Here is a 19,577-nt window from a genome sequence, read left to right as displayed (position 1 = left end):
TTAAGAGGGGAGGGCCCCATGGCAAACGAGATTTGGACCATCAAGCGTTGTCTCGAGTGGACCAAGGAGTACCTGGCCGAGCGCGGCGAGGAGCACCCCCGTCTTTCTGCCGAGTGGCTGCTCTGCGCTGCCACGGGTTTGGCACGCATCGACTTATATATGCGCATGGACGAGACGCTTAACGCGGCTCAGCTCGAGACCATGCACGCGGCCGTTGTTCGTCGCGCTAAAGGTGAACCGCTGCAGTACATCACCGGCAGCACGCAGTTTCGCATGATCGACGTCACGTGCGCCCCCGGCGTGCTCATTCCGCGTCCCGAGACCGAGATGCTCGTCGAGGAAGTCCTCAATTATCTGGATGCCGAGGTGCTGAGCCCCGAGGCTGCTGCCCGTCAGCGTGTTGAGCTGCCTTGGAACGATGAGGTCGAGGAGGCACGCAAGGCTGAGGCCGCGCTGGCAGACGAACGCGCGACCGCCGAGCGCCGTGCCGCCAACCTGACGGCCGCCGATGAGGCTGCGCTGGGTAGCGACGTGCTCGGCAGCCGTGCCTATGCCGAGGAGCTGGCCGACCGCGAGGCCGAGGAAGCCGCCGCGCAGGCAGCAGAAGCCGAAGTCGCGGAAGCCGCCGAGTCCGAGCTCGACGAATACGGCATCGCCATCGAGGGTGCCGACCAGGAGACGGCTTCAGCTCAGGATGCCGCTTCGCCTGCCCCAGCCGAGCCCCGCATCGCCCGCGTTCTCGAGGTCGGCTGCGGCACGGGCTGCATCTCGCTCTCCCTTGCCTGGGAGCGCCGCGGCCACGTTACCTGCACCGCCACCGATATCGAGCCGCGCGCTATCGATCTGGCCACCAAAAACCGCGACGCGCTCGGTCTCACATCCGATGAGGTCGCCTTTAGCCTCACCAACCTGGTGAGTTCCATTCCCCGCGAAGAGTGGGGCACCTTTGATGTGCTTGTCTCCAATCCGCCCTACATTCCGACCGACGTCATGCGCTCACTGCCGCACGAGGTCAAGGACTTCGAGCCCGACCTGGCGCTTGAGGGCGGCGCCGACGGCCTCGATATCTTCCGCCGCCTGCTCAATGCGGCGCCTTACATGCTGCGCGCCGGCGGCCTGTTTGCCTGCGAGCTCTACGAGGGTGCCCTCGACGCCGCCGCCGAGCTCTGCCGCCAGGCGGGTCTCTCGGACGTGCGCATCGTCCGCGACCTCACCGATCGCCCCCGCATCGTCCGAGCCATCGTCACCGAGCCCAAACAGCGCCAGTAATATTTATTAACTGGTTAGCAAAAATTATAAACTAGTTTATAATTAGGACGGCTGAAAGAGGTCGGCCCATGCAACCTCCTACCTTTCGGGAAATCATTGCCCTACTCAAGCACGATGGATTCGTGAAGGTCGCGCAAGTCGGTAGTCATGCTAAGTATGTTTCTGGCGACCGTGTTGTCACCGTGAACGGCTCTGGTGGTGATCGACCAAAGAAGGGCACGTGGGCAAGTATTCGTCGCCAAGCTGGATGGTAGTTGGAGGCAAAATGAGGCAGCGATTTACCTATGACTGCGTTCTCATAAAAGAAGACGACGGGTACTGCGCCAGCTTCCCGCAGATTCCCGGCGCTTTTGCCGATGGCGATACGCGCGAAGAAGCGATTGCCCATGCCACCGAGGCGCTGATGGCGTTTTTGGCCGACGACCTCAACAACGGTTTGACTCCGGCAGGGTACGAACGCTCGGCCGAGGTCGTGGCCCTTTCAGTCGAAATCGACCACGAGGACGCTCGGGAAGCGGCGTGCCGAACATTTAAAGACGCAGCGCTGGACCTCAAAGTCTCCGCTCCGCGGATTACCGCGCTGGTCAAAGCCGGAAAGCTCGATGTTGAACTTGTCGACGGCCGTCGGATGATAACGATAGACAGCATCGAGCGCTACGCCGCCCAAAAACGCCACGCCGGCAGGCCAAAGAAGTTCATCGCAGTCCAATGACCCCCTCACTTTCACCGACTACTAAAGCCGCTCACCAAACCAACATGCACTCTGGCCAAATAGGTTGAACGTTTCGTGCGAGAATGCCCCTCAGTAAACAAACTTTCACCAGAGCGTAAGGGGCTGGCATACACATGCAGACGGTCTATCGGGTATACGAGGGAACGCGCGAGCCGCATCGGCTCGCCGTCGAGCGCACGGCCGAGGTGCTCGGCCGCGGCGGCCTGGCCTTGATCCCGACCGAGACCGTCTACGGTGTCGCCGTGGCAGTCAACGCCTTCTCGGACGCCGTGCCCCAAGATACAAGCGAATTCCCATCGTGGCCGCGCGATCCGCAGGCTGTCGTCAATGGCGCCGCGGTCCCTGCGCTCGGTACCGGCTACCGCCGCATCTTTACCCTCAAGCAGCGCAAACTCACCCAAACGGTCGCCTGGCTGGTTGATAATGCCGAAGCACTCGACCGCTATGGCGTGGATATCCCGGAAGATGCCCGCGTACTTGCGCGACGATGCTGGCCGGGCGCCCTGACTATCGTGGTCAAGGCAGCCCCCTGCGTGCCGACCTTTATGCGCGCTGCCGATGACACCGTGGCACTTCGCGCTTCGGCCTCTCCCGTGGTCCAAGCGCTCATCCGCGCCTGCGGCAGTCCCCTTGCCTGCACGAGCGCCAACACGCACGGCGCGCCTTCGCCGGCAAGCTTTGCCGCCGTCGAGGGTCGCATCCTGGAGGGGGTCGATGTTGCCGTCGACGCCGGTGAGACCCCGTGTCGCGACGCCTCGACCATCGTGTCGTTCCAGCACGGCGGGCTCCAGATCCTACGCCAAGGCGCACTTCCCGCATCAGAGATCGAGCGGGTCCTGTCCGACCCGATGCAATAGAAAGGTGTAAGCGATGTCGTTGAATCTGGGCAGCCTGGGCATGGAAGATGCCTCGTTTAACTTTGGCGGTTCCTACATCATGGCGCTCGACTGTGGCACCACCTCGGTACTCGCGGCCATTGTCGACGAATACGGCTGCATCGTTGCCCAGGCGCGACGTAGCGTCAAAACCAGCTTCCCGCGCCCCGGCTGGGTGGAGCAGGATCCCACGGAGGTGCTTGCCAGCCAGATCGGCGTGATGATGGAGGTTCAGTTTAAGAGCGGCATCCATTCTGACCGCATCGCCGCCATCGGCATCTCCAACCAGCGCGAGACCACGGTGGTCTGGGACCGCGTGAGCGGCCAGCCCATCTATAACGCCATCGTATGGCAGTGCCGCCGTACCGCGCCGGCGATCGACGCGTTGGTTGAACAGGGTTGCGAGGAGCTGGTGCGCTCCCGCACGGGACTCACGCTTGACCCGTATTTCTCGGCCTCCAAGGTGCAGTGGATTCTCGACAACGTCGACGGCGCACGCGAGAGCGCGGCGGCGGGCGACCTCATGTTTGGCACCATCGACACCTGGCTCATCTACAACCTCACCGGCGGCCAGGTCTTTGCCACCGACTACACCAATGCCAGCCGCACGGCACTCTTTAATATCCATACGCTCGATTGGGACGACGACCTGCTGGCGCTCTTTGACGTCCCACGTTCCATGATGCCCGAGGTTCGCTGGAGCTCGGGCGACTACGGCCGCGTCGCGAGCGACATCATGACCAACATGCCGCCCATCATGGGCGTGGCGGGTGACCAACAGGCGTCGCTGTTCGGCCACTGCTGTTTCCGTCCCGGCCAGACCAAAAACACCTATGGCACGGGCTGCTTTATGCTCATGAACACCGGCGACGAGATCGTCGAATCCAAGAATGGCCTGGTCTCCACCATCGGTATCGCTGCGGACGGCAAAGTCAGCTATGCGCTCGAGGGCTCTATTTTTGCCGCCGGCTCAACGATGAACTGGCTTCGCAACAACATGGGCATCATCTCGAGCGTGAGCGAGTCGGCACAACTCGCCGCTTCGATTAGCGACAACGAGGGCTGCTACTTCGTTCCCGCCTTTGCGGGTTTGGGCGCTCCCTGGTGGGACCCGCATGCCCGCGGTATCGTGTGCGGTCTGACCGGCGCTTCGAGCCGTGCGACCATCGTACGTGCCGCCTGCGAATCCATGGCATATCAGAGCTACGACGTGCTGCGCGCCATGGAGCAGGACGTGGGGCTTTCGATCGAGCGCCTGTCTGTCGATGGCGGTGCCTCGCGCAACGAGTTCATCATGCAATTCCAGGCCGACCTGCTGGATATCCCCGTGCTGCAATGCGAGACGGTGGAGACCACGGCAATCGGTGCCGCGTACTTGGCGGGTCTTGCCGTCGGCTATTGGGAAGACCTGGAGGAGCTGGAGCAAAATGCCCAGATCGTTAGGACCTTCCTTCCCCACATGTCCGCCGAGCGACGCGAGCAAAACCTTGCGGGCTGGCGTGATGCAGTCAGGCGCTCGCTCAGCACCGCACAGTAGGGCTGCGATGGGCTGCTCGATACAACAAACCGCTAAACTAATGCATGGCGTGCGGCGGCAACATTGCTGCACGCCTTGTCAGCAAGGCCGTTTTGCGGCCGCAACGAAAGGGGCAATCAATCCATGACCGTCACCTACGATGCGTCCCGTGTGACGCTTGTCGATCACCCGCTCGTCCAGCACAAGCTGTCGATCCTGCGCGACAAAAACACCGGCACCAACCAGTTCCGTCAGCTCGTGCGCGAACTCGCGCTTTTTGACGGCTACGAGGCCATGCGCGACCTGCCTATGGAAGACGTCGAGGTCGAGACCCCCATCACTACCGCCACGTTCAAACAGCTTGCTGGCAAGAAACTCGCCATCGTGCCCATCCTGCGTGCGGGCCTTGGCATGGTCGACGGCATCCTCGACCTGGTGCCCTCCGCTCGCGTGGGCCACATCGGTATGGAGCGCGACGAGGTCACCCACGAGCCGCACGAGTATTACTGCAAGATGCCCAAGGATATCGACCAGCGCATCTGCCTGGTCGTCGACCCCATGCTCGCCACGGGCGGTTCGGCCGAGATGGCCATTAGCTACCTGCGCGAGCGCGGTGTCAAGGACATCCGCATGCTGTGCATCGTCGCGGCCCCCGAGGGCCTCAAGTCGCTGACTGAGAAGGACCCTGATGTGCATATCTATACCTGCGCCATCGACGACCATCTCAACGAGGCTGCCTACATCGTTCCCGGCCTCGGCGACGCCGGCGACCGCATCTACGGCACGCTCTAGTCGCTGGACTAAGGCGACCGCGGCTGCAAATACGAAGAAACGGTGCGCGCGGACGAACAAAAGGCGACCGCGCGCACTCCTGTTAACGGACGTTTTGCCCTGCAGGGTTCGAGAAAAACGTATTACCGTACCTGCGGCATAAAGAAGGTCTTAAGAAAACGAACAGGTGCGTATTAACCGATGCTTTTTCGGTTGTACTTTAGCGATTGGCTCGTACAATAGTCACCAATGTTTGGCGGGAACTGTTCTGTGAAGCGTTAAAAAGGAAAGTGAGGACGCCAGTGTTTCAGATAGCCGATCTGCTCGCTATCGTTGCAGGCGCCATCGCGGGCGCAATTGCCTTCCTTCCCTTTGTCTTTACGCTCAAGCCGGTTCTTGACGATAAACAGAATGCGGACATGCTCAAGGGTATGGTGAGTCTGGCGGTCTCGGCAATCGCCCTGCTCGTCTTTACCTTGATTGTGTTTGTGTTGTTCGGAGAGGCATTTCGCATGTTCCTCCTGGGCGAGGCGATCGGCTTCGTGGCCTTTATGGCCGCCTGCACGGTTCGCGTCGCCAAGGCGCTGCGAGATCCTCATGAGGTCGAAAGGTAAGTCGTGGAAATTTTTGAAAAGCTGCCTGATGAGATTAATCATCTGGTCAGCGAGTTCAGCTCCACCCCTGTCGTGGGCGATCTGAGCTGCGGCATCACGCAGTACTCGTTTTGGCTGATCGTCTCCACGATCGTGCTCCTGATCGTCCTGGCCGTGTTCAAGAAGAAGCAGACCCTGGTTCCCAAGGGCTTCTTCGTCAACGGTTTCGAGTACATCATCGAGTACGTCGAGAACGATATCGGCAAGGGCGTCGTGGGTGAGAACTGGAAGAAGCACTTCCCGTTCCTGTGCTCGCTTTTCCTGTTCATCCTGATCAACAACATGATCGGCCTGATCCCGGGAATGAAGCCCGGCACCGGTGCAATCGGCTCCACCGCCGCGCTCGCCATCTTCGCCTTTGTGTACTTCATCTACTACGGATGCAAGGCTCACGGCGTGATCGGCTACATCAAGAGCCTCGCCCCGCAGGGCGTGAGCTTCCCGATGAACGTGCTCGTGTGGGTCGTCGAGCTTTTCTCGACCTTCCTGCGCCTCATCACGCTCGCCGTCCGTCTATTCTGCAACATGTTCGCAGGACACGTGGTCATGGGCTCGTTCGCCATCATGGCGAGCATGTTCATGCAGCCGCTGCTTCAGCAGGTTTCCGCGGCCCACGCCGTCGGCGCCCTGCCTTCGCTGGCCTGGCTTGCCATCCTCATCCTGATCTATGCGATCGAGCTTGTGGTCGGTGCCATCCAGGCTTACGTCTTTACGGTTCTTACCGCCGTGTATGTCTCCGAGGCAGAGGAGGTCGCGGAGGAGGAGTAGTCTTCCGTTCGCGCCTTAAAGGTAAGGCAATTCGTTAAACCGCCGGTGCCCGTACCCATGGAGCCCGGCAGTTATAAAAAGGTTATCCTGCGTGAAATAAGACACGCACGACAAAGGAGGAATCGTGGGAGTTATCGGTTACGGTCTCGGTGTTATCGGCGCTGGTCTTGCTATCGGCCTGTCTGCTCTGGGTGCTACGGGTGCTATGGCCCGTCAGCCTGAGGTCCAGGGCCGCGTGTTCACCGTCTTCATCATGGGCTCCGCCTTCGGCGAGGCTCTGGCTCTGATCGGCTTCGTTGTCGCGCTGATCGTTAAATAGCACGGAGCGTCAAGTATGAATCTTTCATCCCAGAAGAGCGCGATCGCACTCTCCGCGTCCGCGGCCGCGCTGCTCATGCCGGTTTCCGCGTTCGCTGAGGACGGCGCTGCCGGTGCGGACATCCTCATCCCTAAGATGGCGGAGTTCATCCCGGCGCTTATCGCCTTCCTGATTATCTGGATCGTGCTGGCCAAGGTCGCCCTGCCGGGCATCATGAAAACCATGGAGGAGCGCGGCAAGAAGATCGAGGAGAGCCTCGACGAGGCCGAGAAGACCAAGCAGGAGGCTATCGCCAAGCGCGCTGAGTCCGACTCGATCGTCACCGACGCCCGTCGTCAGGCTGCCGACATTGTTCTCGAGGCCCGTAAGGACGCCGAGTCCGAGCGCGCCCGTATCATCGAGGCTGCCCACAAGGAGGCCGAGGAGATCATCGCCAAGGCCCATACGACCGTCGAGGACGAGCGCAAGTCCATCTACGCCGGTGCCGCGAGCTCCATCGCCGACCTGTCCGTTGCCGTCGCCACCAAGATCGTGGGCGAGGCACTCGAGGACGATGCCGAGCAGAAGAAGCTCATCGAGCGCTACATCCAGGAAGCAGGTAGCCTGAATGCCGACTAGCCGCTATCAGGACAAGGTGCTCGAGACCTACGCGCGCTCCCTTCTGGAAGCCGCTAAGGCCGAGAACCATGTGTTCGAGGACCTCGAGATGATCGAGCGTCTGGCTAGCGCCAGCCCTGAGATCATCGCCGTGCTCGACACCATGTCCAAGCGCGACCAGCTCGACCTTCTTCCCAAGGTGGCAGCTGCCTTTAAGTATGTTGCCGAGGAAGACGAGGATGTAGTGGGCGTGACCGTCACCACGGCGATCCCGCTCGACGACGAGCTGCGTCAAACCATCACTAAGAAATGCGAGCAGGACTTCGGCCGCAAGGTATTCCTTATCGAGCAGGTCGACCCGTCTATCGTGGGCGGCCTGGTGCTCGAGGCCCGCGGCGAGCGTCGTGACATTTCCGTCAAGACGCAGTTGCGCATCGCGCAGGAGACCCTCGCAAACTCTGCTAATTCGTACGGAGGTGAAGCCTAATGTCCGAAACCCTCAATGCCCAGGATATCGCCAAGAAACTGCAGGAGCAGCTCACGAGCCTCTCCGCGACGGTCGATACGCATGAGGTTTCAACGGTCGACGAGGTAGGCGACGGCATCGCGCGCGTCTCCGGCCTCAAGAGCGCCATGGCAGGCGAGCTTCTGGAGTTCAAGAGCTCCGATACCGGTGAGACCGTCTTCGGCCTTGCCCAGAACCTTGACCGTGACGAGGTCGGCGCCGTTCTGTTTGGTGCCGTCGACTCCATCAAGGAAGGCGACGAGTGCCGCACCACTGGCCGCATTATGGATATCCCCGTGAGCCGCGCCATGCTCGGCCGCGTCGTCAATCCGCTCGGCCAGCCCATCGACGGCCTGGGCGACATCGTCGCCACGCACCGTCGCCCCATCGAGTTCAAGGCCCCCGGCGTTATCGACCGTACCCCGGTGTGCGAGCCGGTTCAGACCGGTCTGTTGGCCATCGACTCCATGGTGCCTATCGGCCGTGGTCAGCGTGAGCTCATCATCGGCGACCGTAAGACCGGTAAGACCGCCATCGCCATCGACGCTATCCTCAATCAGCGCGGCAAGGGCATGGTCTGCATCTATGTCGCCATCGGCCAGAAGGCCTCCACGGTTGCCAACATCCGCGAGACCCTCGCTCAGCACGGCGCGCTCGACTACACCATCATCGTTTCGGCCACCGCTGCCGATTCCGCCCCTATGCAGTACATCGCGCCTATGGCCGGTGCCGCTATCGGCGAGTTCTTCATGTACAACGGCGAGGACGGCAAGCCCGCTAGCGAGACCAACCCCGGCGGCCACGTGCTCGTCATCTACGATGACCTGTCCAAGCAGGCCGTGGCCTACCGTCAGATGTCGCTGACGCTGCATCGTCCGCCCGGACGCGAGGCCTATCCTGGCGACATCTTCTACCTGCACTCTCGTCTGCTCGAGCGTGCCGTCAAGATGTCCAAGAAGAACGGCTACGGCTCCATGACGGCGCTGCCGATCATCGAGACCCAGGACGGCGACGTCTCGGCCTACATTCCGACCAACGTCATTTCCATTACCGATGGTCAGATCTACCTGCAGTCCGAGCTCTTCTTCCAGGGCCAGCGCCCGGCAGTCGACGTGGGCATTTCCGTGTCCCGCGTCGGTGGCGACGCACAGACCAAGGCCATGAAGCAGGTCGCCGGCAACCTCCGTCTGGACCTTGCTTCGTACCAGGAGCTCGCCGGCTTTACGCAGTTCGGCTCCGACCTCGACGAGGCCACGCAAAAGCAGCTTACCCACGGCGCTCGCATGACTGAGCTCCTTAAGCAGCCGCGTTACAAGCCGTTTGAGGTTGGCGAGCAGATCGTTACGCTGTTCGCTGGCAACGAGGGCTTCCTGGATGACCTGGAGATTGCCGACGTGCTGCCTTTCCGTGCCGAGCTCATCGAGTACATGGACAATGGCTTTGGCTCGCTGCTCGACAAGGTTCGCGCCAAGAAGATCGATGATGACACCAAGGCTGAGCTCTTGCGCGTCATCGGCGACTTCAAGCAGCAGTTCATGGCCAAGCACCATTCGGATGTTTCTGGATCAGAGGAGAACTAAGCCCCATGGCCAACCTTCGCGACATTAAGAAGCGAATCTCCTCGGTTACCACGACCAAGCAGATCACGCGCACGATGGAGATGGTCTCTACGGCCAAGATCCGTCGTGCCCTCGATCGCTCCAAGCAGGCCGAGCCCTATAAGGAGGCGCTGACCGACGTCATGTTGACGGTCGCCGGCGACGCCTCCTGTTCGGGCACCGATCCCATGCTGCAGAAGCATGAGAGCGTCAAGCATGGTCTGATTGTCGTTATTGCCTCGGACCGCGGCCTTGCCGGCGGTTTCAATACGACGGTGGAGCGCACGGCCGAAAAGCTCGCCGCTTCTTGGGCGAACGACGGCATCGAGTGCGAGATCATCGCGTGTGGGCGCAAACCGGCCACGTATTTCCGTGACCGCGCAAACGTCGTCATGCACTTTGAGGGCAACTCCTCTGAGCCCGATTTCAATCAGGCCCGCATGATCTCCTCTCATATCTGCGATGCGTATCGTGCCGGTGAGCTTGACCGTGTCGAGCTTGTCTACCACCACGCCAAGAACCGCGTTGATCAGGAGCTTCGCGTCGAGCATCTGTTGCCGCTCGACCCCGAGATGATCGCTATGGCCCACGGTCCGCGTAAGAACGAGACCGACGCCCCTAAGCGCATCTCGTCCACGTTCGAGTTCGTGCCCTCTCCCGAGCATGTTCTCGGCAAGCTTGTGCCGTCTTATATCCTGACGGTCATCTACCAGGCCCTGATCGATTCGGCGGCTGCCGAGCAGGGTGCACGCCGCAAGGCCATGCACTCCGCGACGGAAAACGCCACCGCGATCATCTCGACCCTTACCCGCACGTATAGTCGCGTGCGCCAGGCTTCGATCACGACCGAGATTAACGAGATCGTCGGCGGAGCCTCAGCATTGGAGGAACAGTAATGGCTAATAACACCGTAAAGCTTGCGGTCGAGGAAGCCACCAAGAAGACGACTGCCGGTGATGGTCGCATCGTGCGAATCATCGGCCCTGTCGTCGACGTCAAGTTTGACGGCGCGGTGCCCCCGATCTACAACGCGCTCACGGTCGAGGCCGAGACCCCGATCGGTCACCTGAGCACGATCCTCGAGGTCGAGAGCCAGCTTCCGGGCGGCGTCGTCCGCACGGTCGCCATGTCCTCGACCGACGGCCTGCAGCGCGGCCTCATCGCCACCGATACCGGTGAGCCCATGAAGATGCCGGTCGGCCCCAAGACGCTCGGCCGCATTTGGAACGTCATGGGCAAGCCCGTCGACGGCAAGCCCATGCCCGAGGTGGAGGAGTTCTACCCCATCCACCATGCAGCGCCCCGTTTCGACGAGCTCACCACCAAGACCGAGATCTTCGAGACCGGCATCAAGGCCGTCGACCTGCTCGAGCCCTACATCCGTGGCGGCAAGACAGGCTTGTTCGGCGGCGCCGGCGTCGGCAAGACCGTTCTGATTCAGGAGCTCATCAACAACCTCGCCCAGGAGCACGGCGGCACCTCGGTGTTCACCGGCGTCGGCGAGCGTACCCGCGAGGGCACCGACCTGTTCCTCGAGATGAGCGAGTCTGGCGTTATCGACAAGACCTGCTTGGTCTATGGTCAGATGAACGAGCCGCCCGGAGCGCGTCTGCGCATCGGTCTGGCCGGCCTTACCACCGCTGAGTACTTCCGCGATCGTGGCCAGGACGTTCTGCTGTTCATCGACAACATCTTCCGCTTCTCCCAGGCAGGTTCCGAGGTTTCCGCACTGCTGGGCCGTATGCCGTCCGCCGTTGGTTACCAGCCCACGCTGGCAACCGAGATGGGCGACCTCCAGGAGCGCATTACCTCGACCAAGACGGGCTCCATTACCTCCGTCCAGGCTGTCTACGTCCCCGCAGACGACCTGACCGACCCGGCGCCTGCCACGACGTTTACGCACCTCGACGCCACCACGGTTCTTTCGCGTAGCATTTCGTCGCTCGGCCTGTTCCCGGCTATCGACCCGCTCGCATCTTCCTCCGACGCTCTCGATCCCTCGATCGTCGGCGAGGAGCACTACCGTGTCGCCGTCAAGGTCCAGGAGCTCCTGCAGGAGTACTCCGACCTTCAGGACATCATCGCCATTCTGGGTATGGACGAGCTGTCCGAGGAGCAGCGCCTTACGGTCAACCGTGCCCGTAAGATTCAGCAGTTCCTCTCGCAGTCCTTCCACGTCGCCGAGAAGTTCACCGGCAACCCCGGTGTCTACGTCCGCGTCGAGGATACCGTCCGCTCTTTCGCCGAGATTGTCGACGGCAAGGCCGATGACCTGCCCGAGCAGGCTTTCCGCTATGCTTCCACGATTGAGGACGTGCGCGAGCGCGCCCGCAAGATGGGGGAGAAGTAGGTTATGCGTATCCGCATCGTGTGCCCCGTGAGCTGCGCCTATGAGGGCGACGCTGCGTTTGTGTCGATTCCGTCCACGGATGGCGAGTTTGGCGTTCTGCCTGCTCACTCCAGCGAGATCTGCACGATCGACCGCGGTTACGTTCGCGTTTCCGATAAGGCCATGGGCACTGTCGACCACACGTTTGCCGTGGCCGGCGGCTATGCCCAGGTTGCGGACGATGTCGTGACCGTTCTCGCCGAGCGCGCTTGCGATTTGGCGACCGTCGATGCCGACAAGCTTAAAGCTGATATTCAAGGTTTTGAAGAGAAGCTGGGTAATTTGTCGGAGGATGATGCACGCCGCGCCTACCTCTATAATGAAATCGCATGGTGTAAGCTCAAGCTTGCCCAATAGTCAAACGATTTAGCGTTCGACCATTTGCGAACACATCATGCCCGGGATGGCTCAGCCATCCCGGGCATGCTTTTTGAAAGGGTAGACCTTGGATATTATCCGCGTTGAGGGTGGCCACGCCATCGGAGGCTCCGTGCCCGTCTCGGGTGCCAAGAACTCCGCACTCAAACTCATGGCGGCAACGCTTCTGGCGCCGGGCAAAACGACGCTGCAGAACGTGCCCGATATTTCCGATGTCCACGTGATGGGCAAGGTGCTCAAGGGCATGGGCGCTACGATCGATGTTCTCGACGAGCACACGCTCGAGATTGATACCTCTCAGGTCGATTCTTGGGAGGCCCCCTACGAGCTCGTCGCTAAGATGCGTGCTTCCACCGCCGTCATGGGACCCCTGCTGGGCCGCTTCCATCGCGCCAAGATCGCCATGCCGGGCGGCTGCAACCTGGGTGCTCGCAAGATCGATATGCACATTCTTGGTCTTGAGGCCCTGGGCGTTGAGTTCGATACCGCCCACGGTTACATCAACGCTAATGCGCCCCAAGGTCTGCGCGGTACCACCGTCACGCTCGAGTTTGCCAGTGTCGGTGCGACCGAGAACCTCATTATGGCATCCGTGCGCGCGCAGGGTACCACGGTTATCGACAATGCCGCCCGCGAGCCCGAGATCGTCGATCTCGCCAACATGCTCAACGAGATGGGCGCCAAGATTGTTGGCGCCGGCACGCCCGTCGTGACTATCGAAGGCGTGGAAGAGCTCCATCCTGTTACCCATCGCGTAGTGGGCGACCGCATCGAGGCCGGTACCTTTATCGTTGCCGGTGCGTTGATGGCCGACGATCGCGGTGTCGATGTCACGGGCTTTTGCCCCATTCACTTGGGCATGGTGCTCAAGAAGATGGAGCTCATGGGTATCGACTGCGAGCGCGTCGAGGATGGCGTCCATGTGAACCGTGTCGAGCGTATCAAGCCGGTCGACATCCAGACGCTTCCGTTCCCCGGCTTCCCGACGGACATGCAGGCGCAGATTATGGTACTCTCCGCCCTTGCCGACGGTAGCTCCGTTATCACCGAGAACATCTTCGAGAATCGCTTTATGTTTGCCTCTGAGCTGGTGCGCATGGGTGCCGACATTCGTATCGAGAGCCATCATGCCATGATTCATGGCGTCAGGGGCTTCTCGGGCGCACAGGTTACCTCGCCCGATCTGCGCGGCGGAGCGGCCCTCGTCGTAGCGGGCTTGATCGCCGACGGGACGACCGAGGTTTCGGCCATCCATCACATCAAGCGCGGCTACGAGCAGTTTGTCGAAAAGCTGCAGGCGCTTGGCGCGCATGTCGAGCATGCTACCGTCCCCGATCCCGTCATCTACTAATACAGGTTGCCTATGTTTAATAAAAAGCCCCTCGCGGATACTACCGCCCGAAGACCCTCAACTGGTGCGCAGGCCAAGATCTACAGTCGCGATAACGTGGCTCGCTATTCCGAGCGCGCTCGTCAACGTCGTCGTAGCCACACGATTCGTCACGTCGCGCTCATTGTCGTGCTTGGCGTGCTGCTGAGCGCTACGACTGCCGCCGGCCTGTGGTTTGCCACCATTATGGGCAAGCTCGGCGATTCTAATGTCATTACCGACAATCTGCGTCGGGTTCTGGTTGACACCGATGAGGCTAAGGATCCGTTCTACGTGCTGCTTCTTGGCACTGACGGCCGTCCGGGCGAGGATACGTATCGTGCCGACTCGATTATCCTGGCACGCATCGACCCCACGCAAAAGCAGGCGACGCTCATTTCCGTTCCGCGCGACACCAAGGTCGAGTACAAGGGCGAGACCATGAAGATCAACGCCTGCCATACCGTTGGCGGCGCCGAGGCCATGGTCGAGGCGGTCAACGAGCTATGCGGTGTTCAGATTTCCCACTATGCCGAGGTCAGCTTCGACGGTATGCAGGCGCTGATTGATTCGGTTGGCGGTATCGACATTAACGCAACCGATGATGTTGACGACCCCGAGCACCTGGATATCAAGATTACCGCTGGCCAGCAGCATATGGACGGTGCCACCGCCCTTACCTATGCCCGCTGCCGCTACACCTATGCCGACGGCGATTACACGCGCATGCGCCACCAGCGTCAGGTGCTCGGCGCCCTTGCCAACCAGATTCTCAATAACTTCGATGCCACGAAGATCTTTGGCCTGGTTAATTCGCTGTCCGATATGCTTGTAACCGATATGAGCGTTCAGGATATCGTGGCTACGGTCAACGCCATGCGCGGTATGGATGTCGACGGTATCTACTCGGCCAACCTGCCCTCGTACGCCGACGACAGCACCATGATCGACGGTGTGAGCTACGTCTTTGTCTACGAGGACGAGCTCAAGGAAATGATGGAGCGCGTCGATGCCGGCAAGGATCCCAAGGGTCCCAACACCATGGGTCTTTCCGACGGTTCCAGCTCTACGATCGGCGACCTGAACAACAACACGTCTGACGACTACGCAAACGGTACCGCAACCTCATCGGTCAGCTCTGACGATTCCGATGACTCAAGCGATTCGAGCGATTCGGACTACTACGAAGAGCCGACCGGCGACGGCAACGGCTACGAAGCCAACTACTAAGTTACGGCGTTTTACCAAACGCCGTAACGGCTCGACGCTGCGCGCCGCCCAAGGCGACAATTTGTCATTCAAAAGGCAGGACATGACCAGAAGGTCAATGCCCTGCCTTTTTCATGCCAACTTGTTCGCCTTGGACGTCGCTCGCTGAAGTTGGCTCAACCTGCGGTGCTGACTACTCCCCTTGCACCAAAAACCGCCCCGTTCTCGGTTTTGAGGACGGGGCGGTTTTGCTTACCTAGATTGTTCGAGTTCCTTATGCAAAGCGGGCGACGAGCTCCTGGAGCACGTCGGTCATCTTGACGAGCGAACTGACCGGGACGAACTCGTTGATGCCGTGGTAGCAATAGCCGCCGGTGGAAAGGTTGGGGCAGGGCAGACCGCGGAACGACAGCTGGGCGCCGTCGGTGCCGCCGCGAATCGGCAGCACTTGGGGCTCAACGCCGCAGGCAAGGTAGGCTTCCTTGGCAACATCAATAAGCTCGGGATAGTCACGAACGATCTCGGCCATATTTCGATACTGCTGCTTAATCTCGACCGTCACGCGCCTCTCACCCAGACGCTGGTTGAGCATCGAGGCGGCGGCATCAATAAGGTCGAGTTTCTGCTGGAACTTGGCGGCGTCATGGTCGCGGACGATATAACGCGCTGTGGCGTGATCGACGGTCGCAGATACACCCTCAAGGTGATAAAAGCCCTCGTAGCCTTCCGTATACTCCGGGCGCTGCACGTAGGGGAGCAACGCGTTGAAGTCGCAGAACAGATTGCCTGCGTTGACCATACGGCCTTTGGCGTCGCCCGGGTGGATGGACTGGCCCTCAAAGCGGACGGTCACCTCGGCGGCATTGAAGCACTCCCACTCCAGCTCGCCGATGGGGCCGCCGTCGACCGTGTAGGCGTACTTGCAGCCAAAGGTATCGATGTCCAGCAGCTCGGCTCCGTGGCCGATCTCCTCGTCAGGGCAGAAGCAAATGCCGAGTGCGGGATGGGGCAGAGAGGGGTCCTGAGCGATACGCGCGACAAGTGACATGATCTCGGCGACGCCTGCCTTGTCGTCCGCGCCCAGCAGCGTGGTGCCATCGCTGCAGACCAGGTCCTCACCCGCGAGGTCGTTCAGGGCGGGAAGCTTGGCGGTACTCATGGCAACGGGCTTACCGTCAACCGTGCCGCAGACCAGGTCGCCGCCTTCGTAGTGTACGATGTGCGGTTTCACGCCGGCACCCGGTGCAACTTCGGTGGTGTCGAGATGGGCGATCAGGCCCAGGGCGGGCTTGTCCTCAGCGCCCGCACTTGCGGGGATATGCGCGCAGACATAGGCGTGCTCGGTCACGTGGGCATCTTCCGCACCAAGCTCGCGCAGCTCTTTAGCCAGCACGTTGGCAAGGTCAAACTGAACGGCGCTCGAGGGTACCTGGTCGCAGTTTGCATCCTCGGACTGCGTGTTGATCTGGACGTAGCGCAAAAAGCGCTCGAGGACATCGGGGTTCGTGGTGGTGTTTTCCATAAAGACCGCTCCAATCTTGGTCGTCGTGTGCAACAAGAACTCTAGCACGGTATGCCACGGCATACCGCGACGCTTGGATGGGGTAGAATCAGCCATTGAATGCAGAAGGGACGGAAGATCATGGATACGACAAATAGCTCGCGCGAACTACATCTGACGGTGGCGAACGAAGACTACTTGGAGTGCATGGTTCGCATTGAAAGCGAAGAGGGGGAAACCAACGGCGTGCGATCGGTCGACATCGCGCAGCGCCTTGGCGTCTCCAAGGCATCGGTCAATAAAGCGGTTTCGGCGCTCAAGGCATCCGAGCTTGTCGAGCAATCGCACTACGGCAAGGTAATCCTGACCGATCGCGGCCGCGAGGTTGGCACGGCTATCTGGTACCGTCATCGCCTCATCCGCACGTTTTTGGTTCAGGAGCTCGGTGTCGAATTTGAGCGAGCCGATTCCGAGGCCTGCATGATGGAGCATGCGCTATCCGAGGACACGATGAGCCGCTGGCTCGCCTATCTCGAAAAGCAGGGAATCAGCGTCGAGGAATAGCGGGATATATATGGATACGAGTTATTACAACCGCTTTGGTGCCGAGGAGCTTACGCGCCGCTTGTCGAGCGAGACCCTGTTGGCGCAGGGCCCCATGGGCAGTGTTTTGTTGAGTGAGTACGATGCCGCCGACATTCCACCGGCGTTTTGGAATCTGGCAGAGCCGCAGACCGTTTCTCGTATCCATCGCTTGTATGTCGCCGCCGGCGCGCAGGTGCTCATTACCAACACCTTTCAGGCATCAAGCTATGCCCTCAAACACGACCAGATTGCGCCGTCCGTGGCGGAGGTCAATCGCGGGGCCGTCGACGATGCCCGCCAGGCGCACCCTCAGCTGCTGCTGGGCTCGATGGGCCCGATCGGTATTGAGTGGTTTGCCGAGGACTCTGCCGAGTATCGTGAAATCCGCGGCATTGCGCGCGAACAGGCGCACGCCTTGCTCAATGCTGGCGTTGACGGTCTGCTGATCGAGACGGTGACGTCTATCCGTAATTTGCAGCCCATGCTTGCCGGCGCTCGAGATGCCGCCGACGGCATGCCTGTTCTGGTGAGTTTTGTCGTTGACGAAAAAGGCGACCTGCTAGGCGATGGCCTCAACATCGAGGCAGCCGTTTTGTACGCCGAAAAACACGGCGCAAACTCGGTTGGTGTTAATTGCTGTTCGCTTTCGGCTGCGAACGCGGCGGTGCCCAGGATGGTTGCATCGGCGACTACTCCCGTCACGGTGCGTCCCAACGTAGGCGATCCGGTCCAGACTCAGGATGGCCCCGTATGGCACGAGAACCCCGAAGCTTTCGCGCGCGCATGCATCGAATGGAGACATGCCGGTGCCGCAATGGTGGGCAGTTGCTGTGGAACCACGGCAATCACTACGGCAGCGATGGCCGAGGCGCTCGATATATAAAGGGCAAAACCGCTCCATACGGGGCGGTTTTTTATTGCCTGCATGTTCTCGGCAGCATTTGCCCAAATGGTGAATGCTGGTGCCGGCAGGTTGCCGAGTGCATGTTGCGGGTATACCCCATGCGTACCATGATCCAAACACTGTGAGGTGTCTGCGCGTGTGCGCGATAATTCATTTTGGAACTGACGGTTGGCGCGCTCGCGTCGATGAGGACTTCACTGCCGATAACGTTGCCCGTATCGCCGATGCCGTCGGCGAGTTGTGGCAAAAGACCAATCCGGGCAAAACGGTATATATAGGGTTCGACACCCGGCCCCTGGCGCGCGAGTTCGCTGAGCTTGCGGCGGGCGTGCTAGCAGCGCACGAGCTGGACGCCGTGCTCGCTTCGCGACCTGTCCCGACCCCTGCCCTTACGTGGGCGGCGGCTTATGACGGTGAGGCGTGCGGCGCGCTCATGGTGACGGGGTCCCATCATCCGCAGGGTTATCTGTGCCTCAAGATTCGCATGGGTGACGGCTCGACCGCCAACCAGGATGTCATCGAAGAGCTCGAAGAGACCATGGCTCCCGAGCCAATGGGGATCGAGGGGCAATATCGCACCGCGGATATCATTCCTGACTATATGCAGGCGGTGGCATCATTTGTCGATGCCGAAGCCATCCGCGCCGCGCACCTGCGCGTGGTTGTCGATCCCATGGGCGGCGCAGCCCAGGGCTATCTAGCCGACTTGCTGCGCGAGCTTGGCGTTGAGGTGCACGAGATTCACGCCGGGCAGGCGTCTGACCAAGAAGATATCTGCCCCGACCCCGTTGAGCCTTGGGTGGACGCTTGCGAGCGCACGGTTATCGAGGACGGAGCTTGCGCTGGCCTGGTGACCGACGGCGACGCCGACCGTATCGGCGCGGTTGACGAGCGCGGCAGATATATACATCCGCATCAGATCATGGCGCTCGTTTTGGGCGACTTGGTTCAATTTCGTAATTTGGATGGGCGCGTCGTCGTCAATCTTTCATGCTCGACGCTCGTGCGTCGCATTGCCGAGGCGCTTGGCTGCCGCGTGACCGTCAAACCAGTCGGTTTCAAATATATAGCGGCGGAGATGAAGAAGGGCGGCGTCCTCATAGGCGGCGAAGAAGCCGGTGGTATCGGCATCGCCGCGCATATGCCCGAGCGCGATGGAATCCTCGCCTGTCTGGTTCTGTGTGAGCTCATGGCAAAGACGGACGCGCCTTTGGGCGTTCTGGTCGACCAAATCGAGGACAGTTTTGGTAAGACGAGTTACGGTCGACGGGATTTGCGCCTTGAGGCCGAAGATGCCGAAACGTTACGAACCCTGCTGCCGGGCGTAAACCCCAAGTCGATTTGTGGCAAGGTGCCGCAAAACGTTAGTCATATGGATGGCTTGCGTTTGGCATTCGAGGATGACACGTGGCTGCTGGTCCGTCCTAGCGGGACCGAACCAGTGGTGCGCGTCTACGCCGAGGGGTTCTCGGTGGAAGAACGTGATGAGTTGCTCGATGCTGGCTGTGCTTTAGCTAGGGGGACGTATCCGCTTTAACCATGAGACTGCCTTATATAAAGAGATGCTCGGCGAGCGGTAGGTAACGGCTGGCAAACGTTAGTCGGATCCCAAAATGTGTAGGAAATGTGTACGCCCAG

21 protein-coding genes are annotated in these 19,577 nt (G+C 60.6%); 20 read left to right on the top strand and 1 reads right to left on the bottom strand.

Annotation, left to right across the window (positions count from 1 at the left end; all coding sequences use genetic code 11):
* The first annotated feature begins 18 nt into the window (after positions 1 to 18).
* The 17 genes from DW870_RS08255 to DW870_RS08175 all read left to right on the top strand — a co-directional run bounded on the left by DW870_RS08255 (position 19) and on the right by DW870_RS08175 (position 14,970).
* Positions 19 to 1,269, top strand: coding sequence for a HemK/PrmC family methyltransferase (locus DW870_RS08255; protein ID WP_117770546.1), 1,251 nt, complete (start codon positions 19 to 21; stop codon positions 1,267 to 1,269).
* Between the two features lie 68 nt (positions 1,270 to 1,337).
* Positions 1,338 to 1,523, top strand: a complete 186-nt coding sequence (locus tag DW870_RS09625) for a type II toxin-antitoxin system HicA family toxin (RefSeq protein ID WP_089573106.1) — start codon at positions 1,338 to 1,340, stop codon at positions 1,521 to 1,523.
* Positions 1,490 to 1,981 (top strand): type II toxin-antitoxin system HicB family antitoxin, encoded by a 492-nt coding sequence (locus tag DW870_RS08245; protein WP_147333371.1) that lies wholly within the window; start codon positions 1,490 to 1,492, stop codon positions 1,979 to 1,981. Before DW870_RS09625 ends, DW870_RS08245 begins: the two co-directional genes overlap by 34 nt.
* 134 nt (positions 1,982 to 2,115) lie before the next feature.
* Complete coding sequence (locus tag DW870_RS08240) at positions 2,116 to 2,859, top strand: L-threonylcarbamoyladenylate synthase (RefSeq protein WP_117770548.1); 744 nt, start codon at positions 2,116 to 2,118, stop codon at positions 2,857 to 2,859.
* Positions 2,860 to 2,872: 13 nt separating this feature from the next.
* Complete coding sequence (glpK, locus tag DW870_RS08235) at positions 2,873 to 4,414, top strand: glycerol kinase GlpK (protein ID WP_117877415.1); 1,542 nt, start codon at positions 2,873 to 2,875, stop codon at positions 4,412 to 4,414.
* A 123-nt stretch (positions 4,415 to 4,537) separates the two neighbouring features.
* Entirely contained in the window at positions 4,538 to 5,185 is a 648-nt protein-coding gene (gene upp / locus DW870_RS08230) for a uracil phosphoribosyltransferase (RefSeq protein WP_040359658.1), read from the top strand.
* Between the two features lie 281 nt (positions 5,186 to 5,466).
* The gene (locus DW870_RS08225) at positions 5,467 to 5,778 is read left to right on the top strand and encodes a hypothetical protein (RefSeq protein WP_117877413.1); all 312 of its coding nucleotides are present in this window, start codon (positions 5,467 to 5,469) and stop codon (positions 5,776 to 5,778) included.
* Positions 5,779 to 5,781: 3 nt separating this feature from the next.
* On the top strand, positions 5,782 to 6,585 hold the full coding sequence (gene atpB, locus DW870_RS08220; protein WP_022094263.1) for a F0F1 ATP synthase subunit A: 804 nt from the start codon (positions 5,782 to 5,784) through the stop codon (positions 6,583 to 6,585).
* A 124-nt stretch (positions 6,586 to 6,709) separates the two neighbouring features.
* The gene (locus DW870_RS08215; RefSeq protein WP_022094262.1) at positions 6,710 to 6,904 is read left to right on the top strand and encodes an ATP synthase subunit C; all 195 of its coding nucleotides are present in this window, start codon (positions 6,710 to 6,712) and stop codon (positions 6,902 to 6,904) included.
* A 15-nt stretch (positions 6,905 to 6,919) separates the two neighbouring features.
* Positions 6,920 to 7,522: a F0F1 ATP synthase subunit B gene (atpF, locus tag DW870_RS08210; RefSeq protein ID WP_006235712.1), complete on the top strand. Its 603-nt coding sequence runs from the start codon at positions 6,920 to 6,922 to the stop codon at positions 7,520 to 7,522.
* Positions 7,512 to 7,988, top strand: coding sequence for a FoF1 ATP synthase subunit delta (locus DW870_RS08205; RefSeq protein ID WP_006235713.1), 477 nt, complete (start codon positions 7,512 to 7,514; stop codon positions 7,986 to 7,988). The genes atpF and DW870_RS08205 overlap by 11 nt, the downstream gene beginning before the upstream one ends.
* A complete protein-coding gene (atpA, locus tag DW870_RS08200) occupies positions 7,988 to 9,586 on the top strand; it encodes a F0F1 ATP synthase subunit alpha (protein WP_035138794.1) in 1,599 nt (532 codons plus the stop codon). The genes DW870_RS08205 and atpA overlap by 1 nt, the downstream gene beginning before the upstream one ends.
* 5 nt (positions 9,587 to 9,591) lie before the next feature.
* Positions 9,592 to 10,500 carry an ATP synthase F1 subunit gamma gene (gene atpG / locus DW870_RS08195; RefSeq protein WP_006235716.1) on the top strand — a complete coding sequence of 303 codons (909 nt, stop codon included), beginning with the start codon at positions 9,592 to 9,594 and terminating at the stop codon, positions 10,498 to 10,500.
* On the top strand, positions 10,500 to 11,954 hold the full coding sequence (gene atpD, locus DW870_RS08190) for a F0F1 ATP synthase subunit beta (RefSeq protein ID WP_006235717.1): 1,455 nt from the start codon (positions 10,500 to 10,502) through the stop codon (positions 11,952 to 11,954). The genes atpG and atpD overlap by 1 nt, the downstream gene beginning before the upstream one ends.
* A gap of 3 nt (positions 11,955 to 11,957) precedes the next feature.
* Positions 11,958 to 12,350 (top strand): ATP synthase F1 subunit epsilon, encoded by a 393-nt coding sequence (atpC, locus tag DW870_RS08185; RefSeq protein ID WP_006235718.1) that lies wholly within the window; start codon positions 11,958 to 11,960, stop codon positions 12,348 to 12,350.
* Between the two features lie 88 nt (positions 12,351 to 12,438).
* The gene (gene murA, locus DW870_RS08180; protein WP_117877411.1) at positions 12,439 to 13,722 is read left to right on the top strand and encodes a UDP-N-acetylglucosamine 1-carboxyvinyltransferase; all 1,284 of its coding nucleotides are present in this window, start codon (positions 12,439 to 12,441) and stop codon (positions 13,720 to 13,722) included.
* A gap of 12 nt (positions 13,723 to 13,734) precedes the next feature.
* Positions 13,735 to 14,970 carry an LCP family protein gene (locus tag DW870_RS08175; protein ID WP_006235722.1) on the top strand — a complete coding sequence of 412 codons (1,236 nt, stop codon included), beginning with the start codon at positions 13,735 to 13,737 and terminating at the stop codon, positions 14,968 to 14,970.
* Between the two features lie 253 nt (positions 14,971 to 15,223).
* Here the strand turns inward: DW870_RS08175 and pepT are convergent, their stop codons facing one another.
* Positions 15,224 to 16,471 carry a peptidase T gene (pepT, locus tag DW870_RS08170; RefSeq protein WP_117877409.1) on the bottom strand — a complete coding sequence of 416 codons (1,248 nt, stop codon included), beginning with the start codon at positions 16,469 to 16,471 and terminating at the stop codon, positions 15,224 to 15,226.
* Positions 16,472 to 16,591: 120 nt separating this feature from the next.
* Between pepT and DW870_RS08165 the strand changes: the two genes are divergently transcribed.
* From DW870_RS08165 to DW870_RS08155, 3 genes are all read left to right on the top strand, one after another.
* Positions 16,592 to 17,014 (top strand): metal-dependent transcriptional regulator, encoded by a 423-nt coding sequence (locus DW870_RS08165; protein WP_040359600.1) that lies wholly within the window; start codon positions 16,592 to 16,594, stop codon positions 17,012 to 17,014.
* 10 nt (positions 17,015 to 17,024) lie between these two features.
* Complete coding sequence (locus tag DW870_RS08160; protein WP_117877407.1) at positions 17,025 to 17,918, top strand: homocysteine S-methyltransferase family protein; 894 nt, start codon at positions 17,025 to 17,027, stop codon at positions 17,916 to 17,918.
* A 157-nt stretch (positions 17,919 to 18,075) separates the two neighbouring features.
* On the top strand, positions 18,076 to 19,476 hold the full coding sequence (locus DW870_RS08155) for a phosphoglucomutase/phosphomannomutase family protein (protein WP_117877405.1): 1,401 nt from the start codon (positions 18,076 to 18,078) through the stop codon (positions 19,474 to 19,476).
* The last annotated feature ends 101 nt before the right edge of the window (positions 19,477 to 19,577 follow it).

Source organism: Collinsella sp. AM38-1BH (genome assembly GCF_003467545.1).
GTDB lineage: Bacteria > Actinomycetota > Coriobacteriia > Coriobacteriales > Coriobacteriaceae > Collinsella.
The sequence above is the reverse complement of the archived record's forward strand: the minus strand, read 5'-3'. Positions and strand labels throughout refer to the sequence as shown.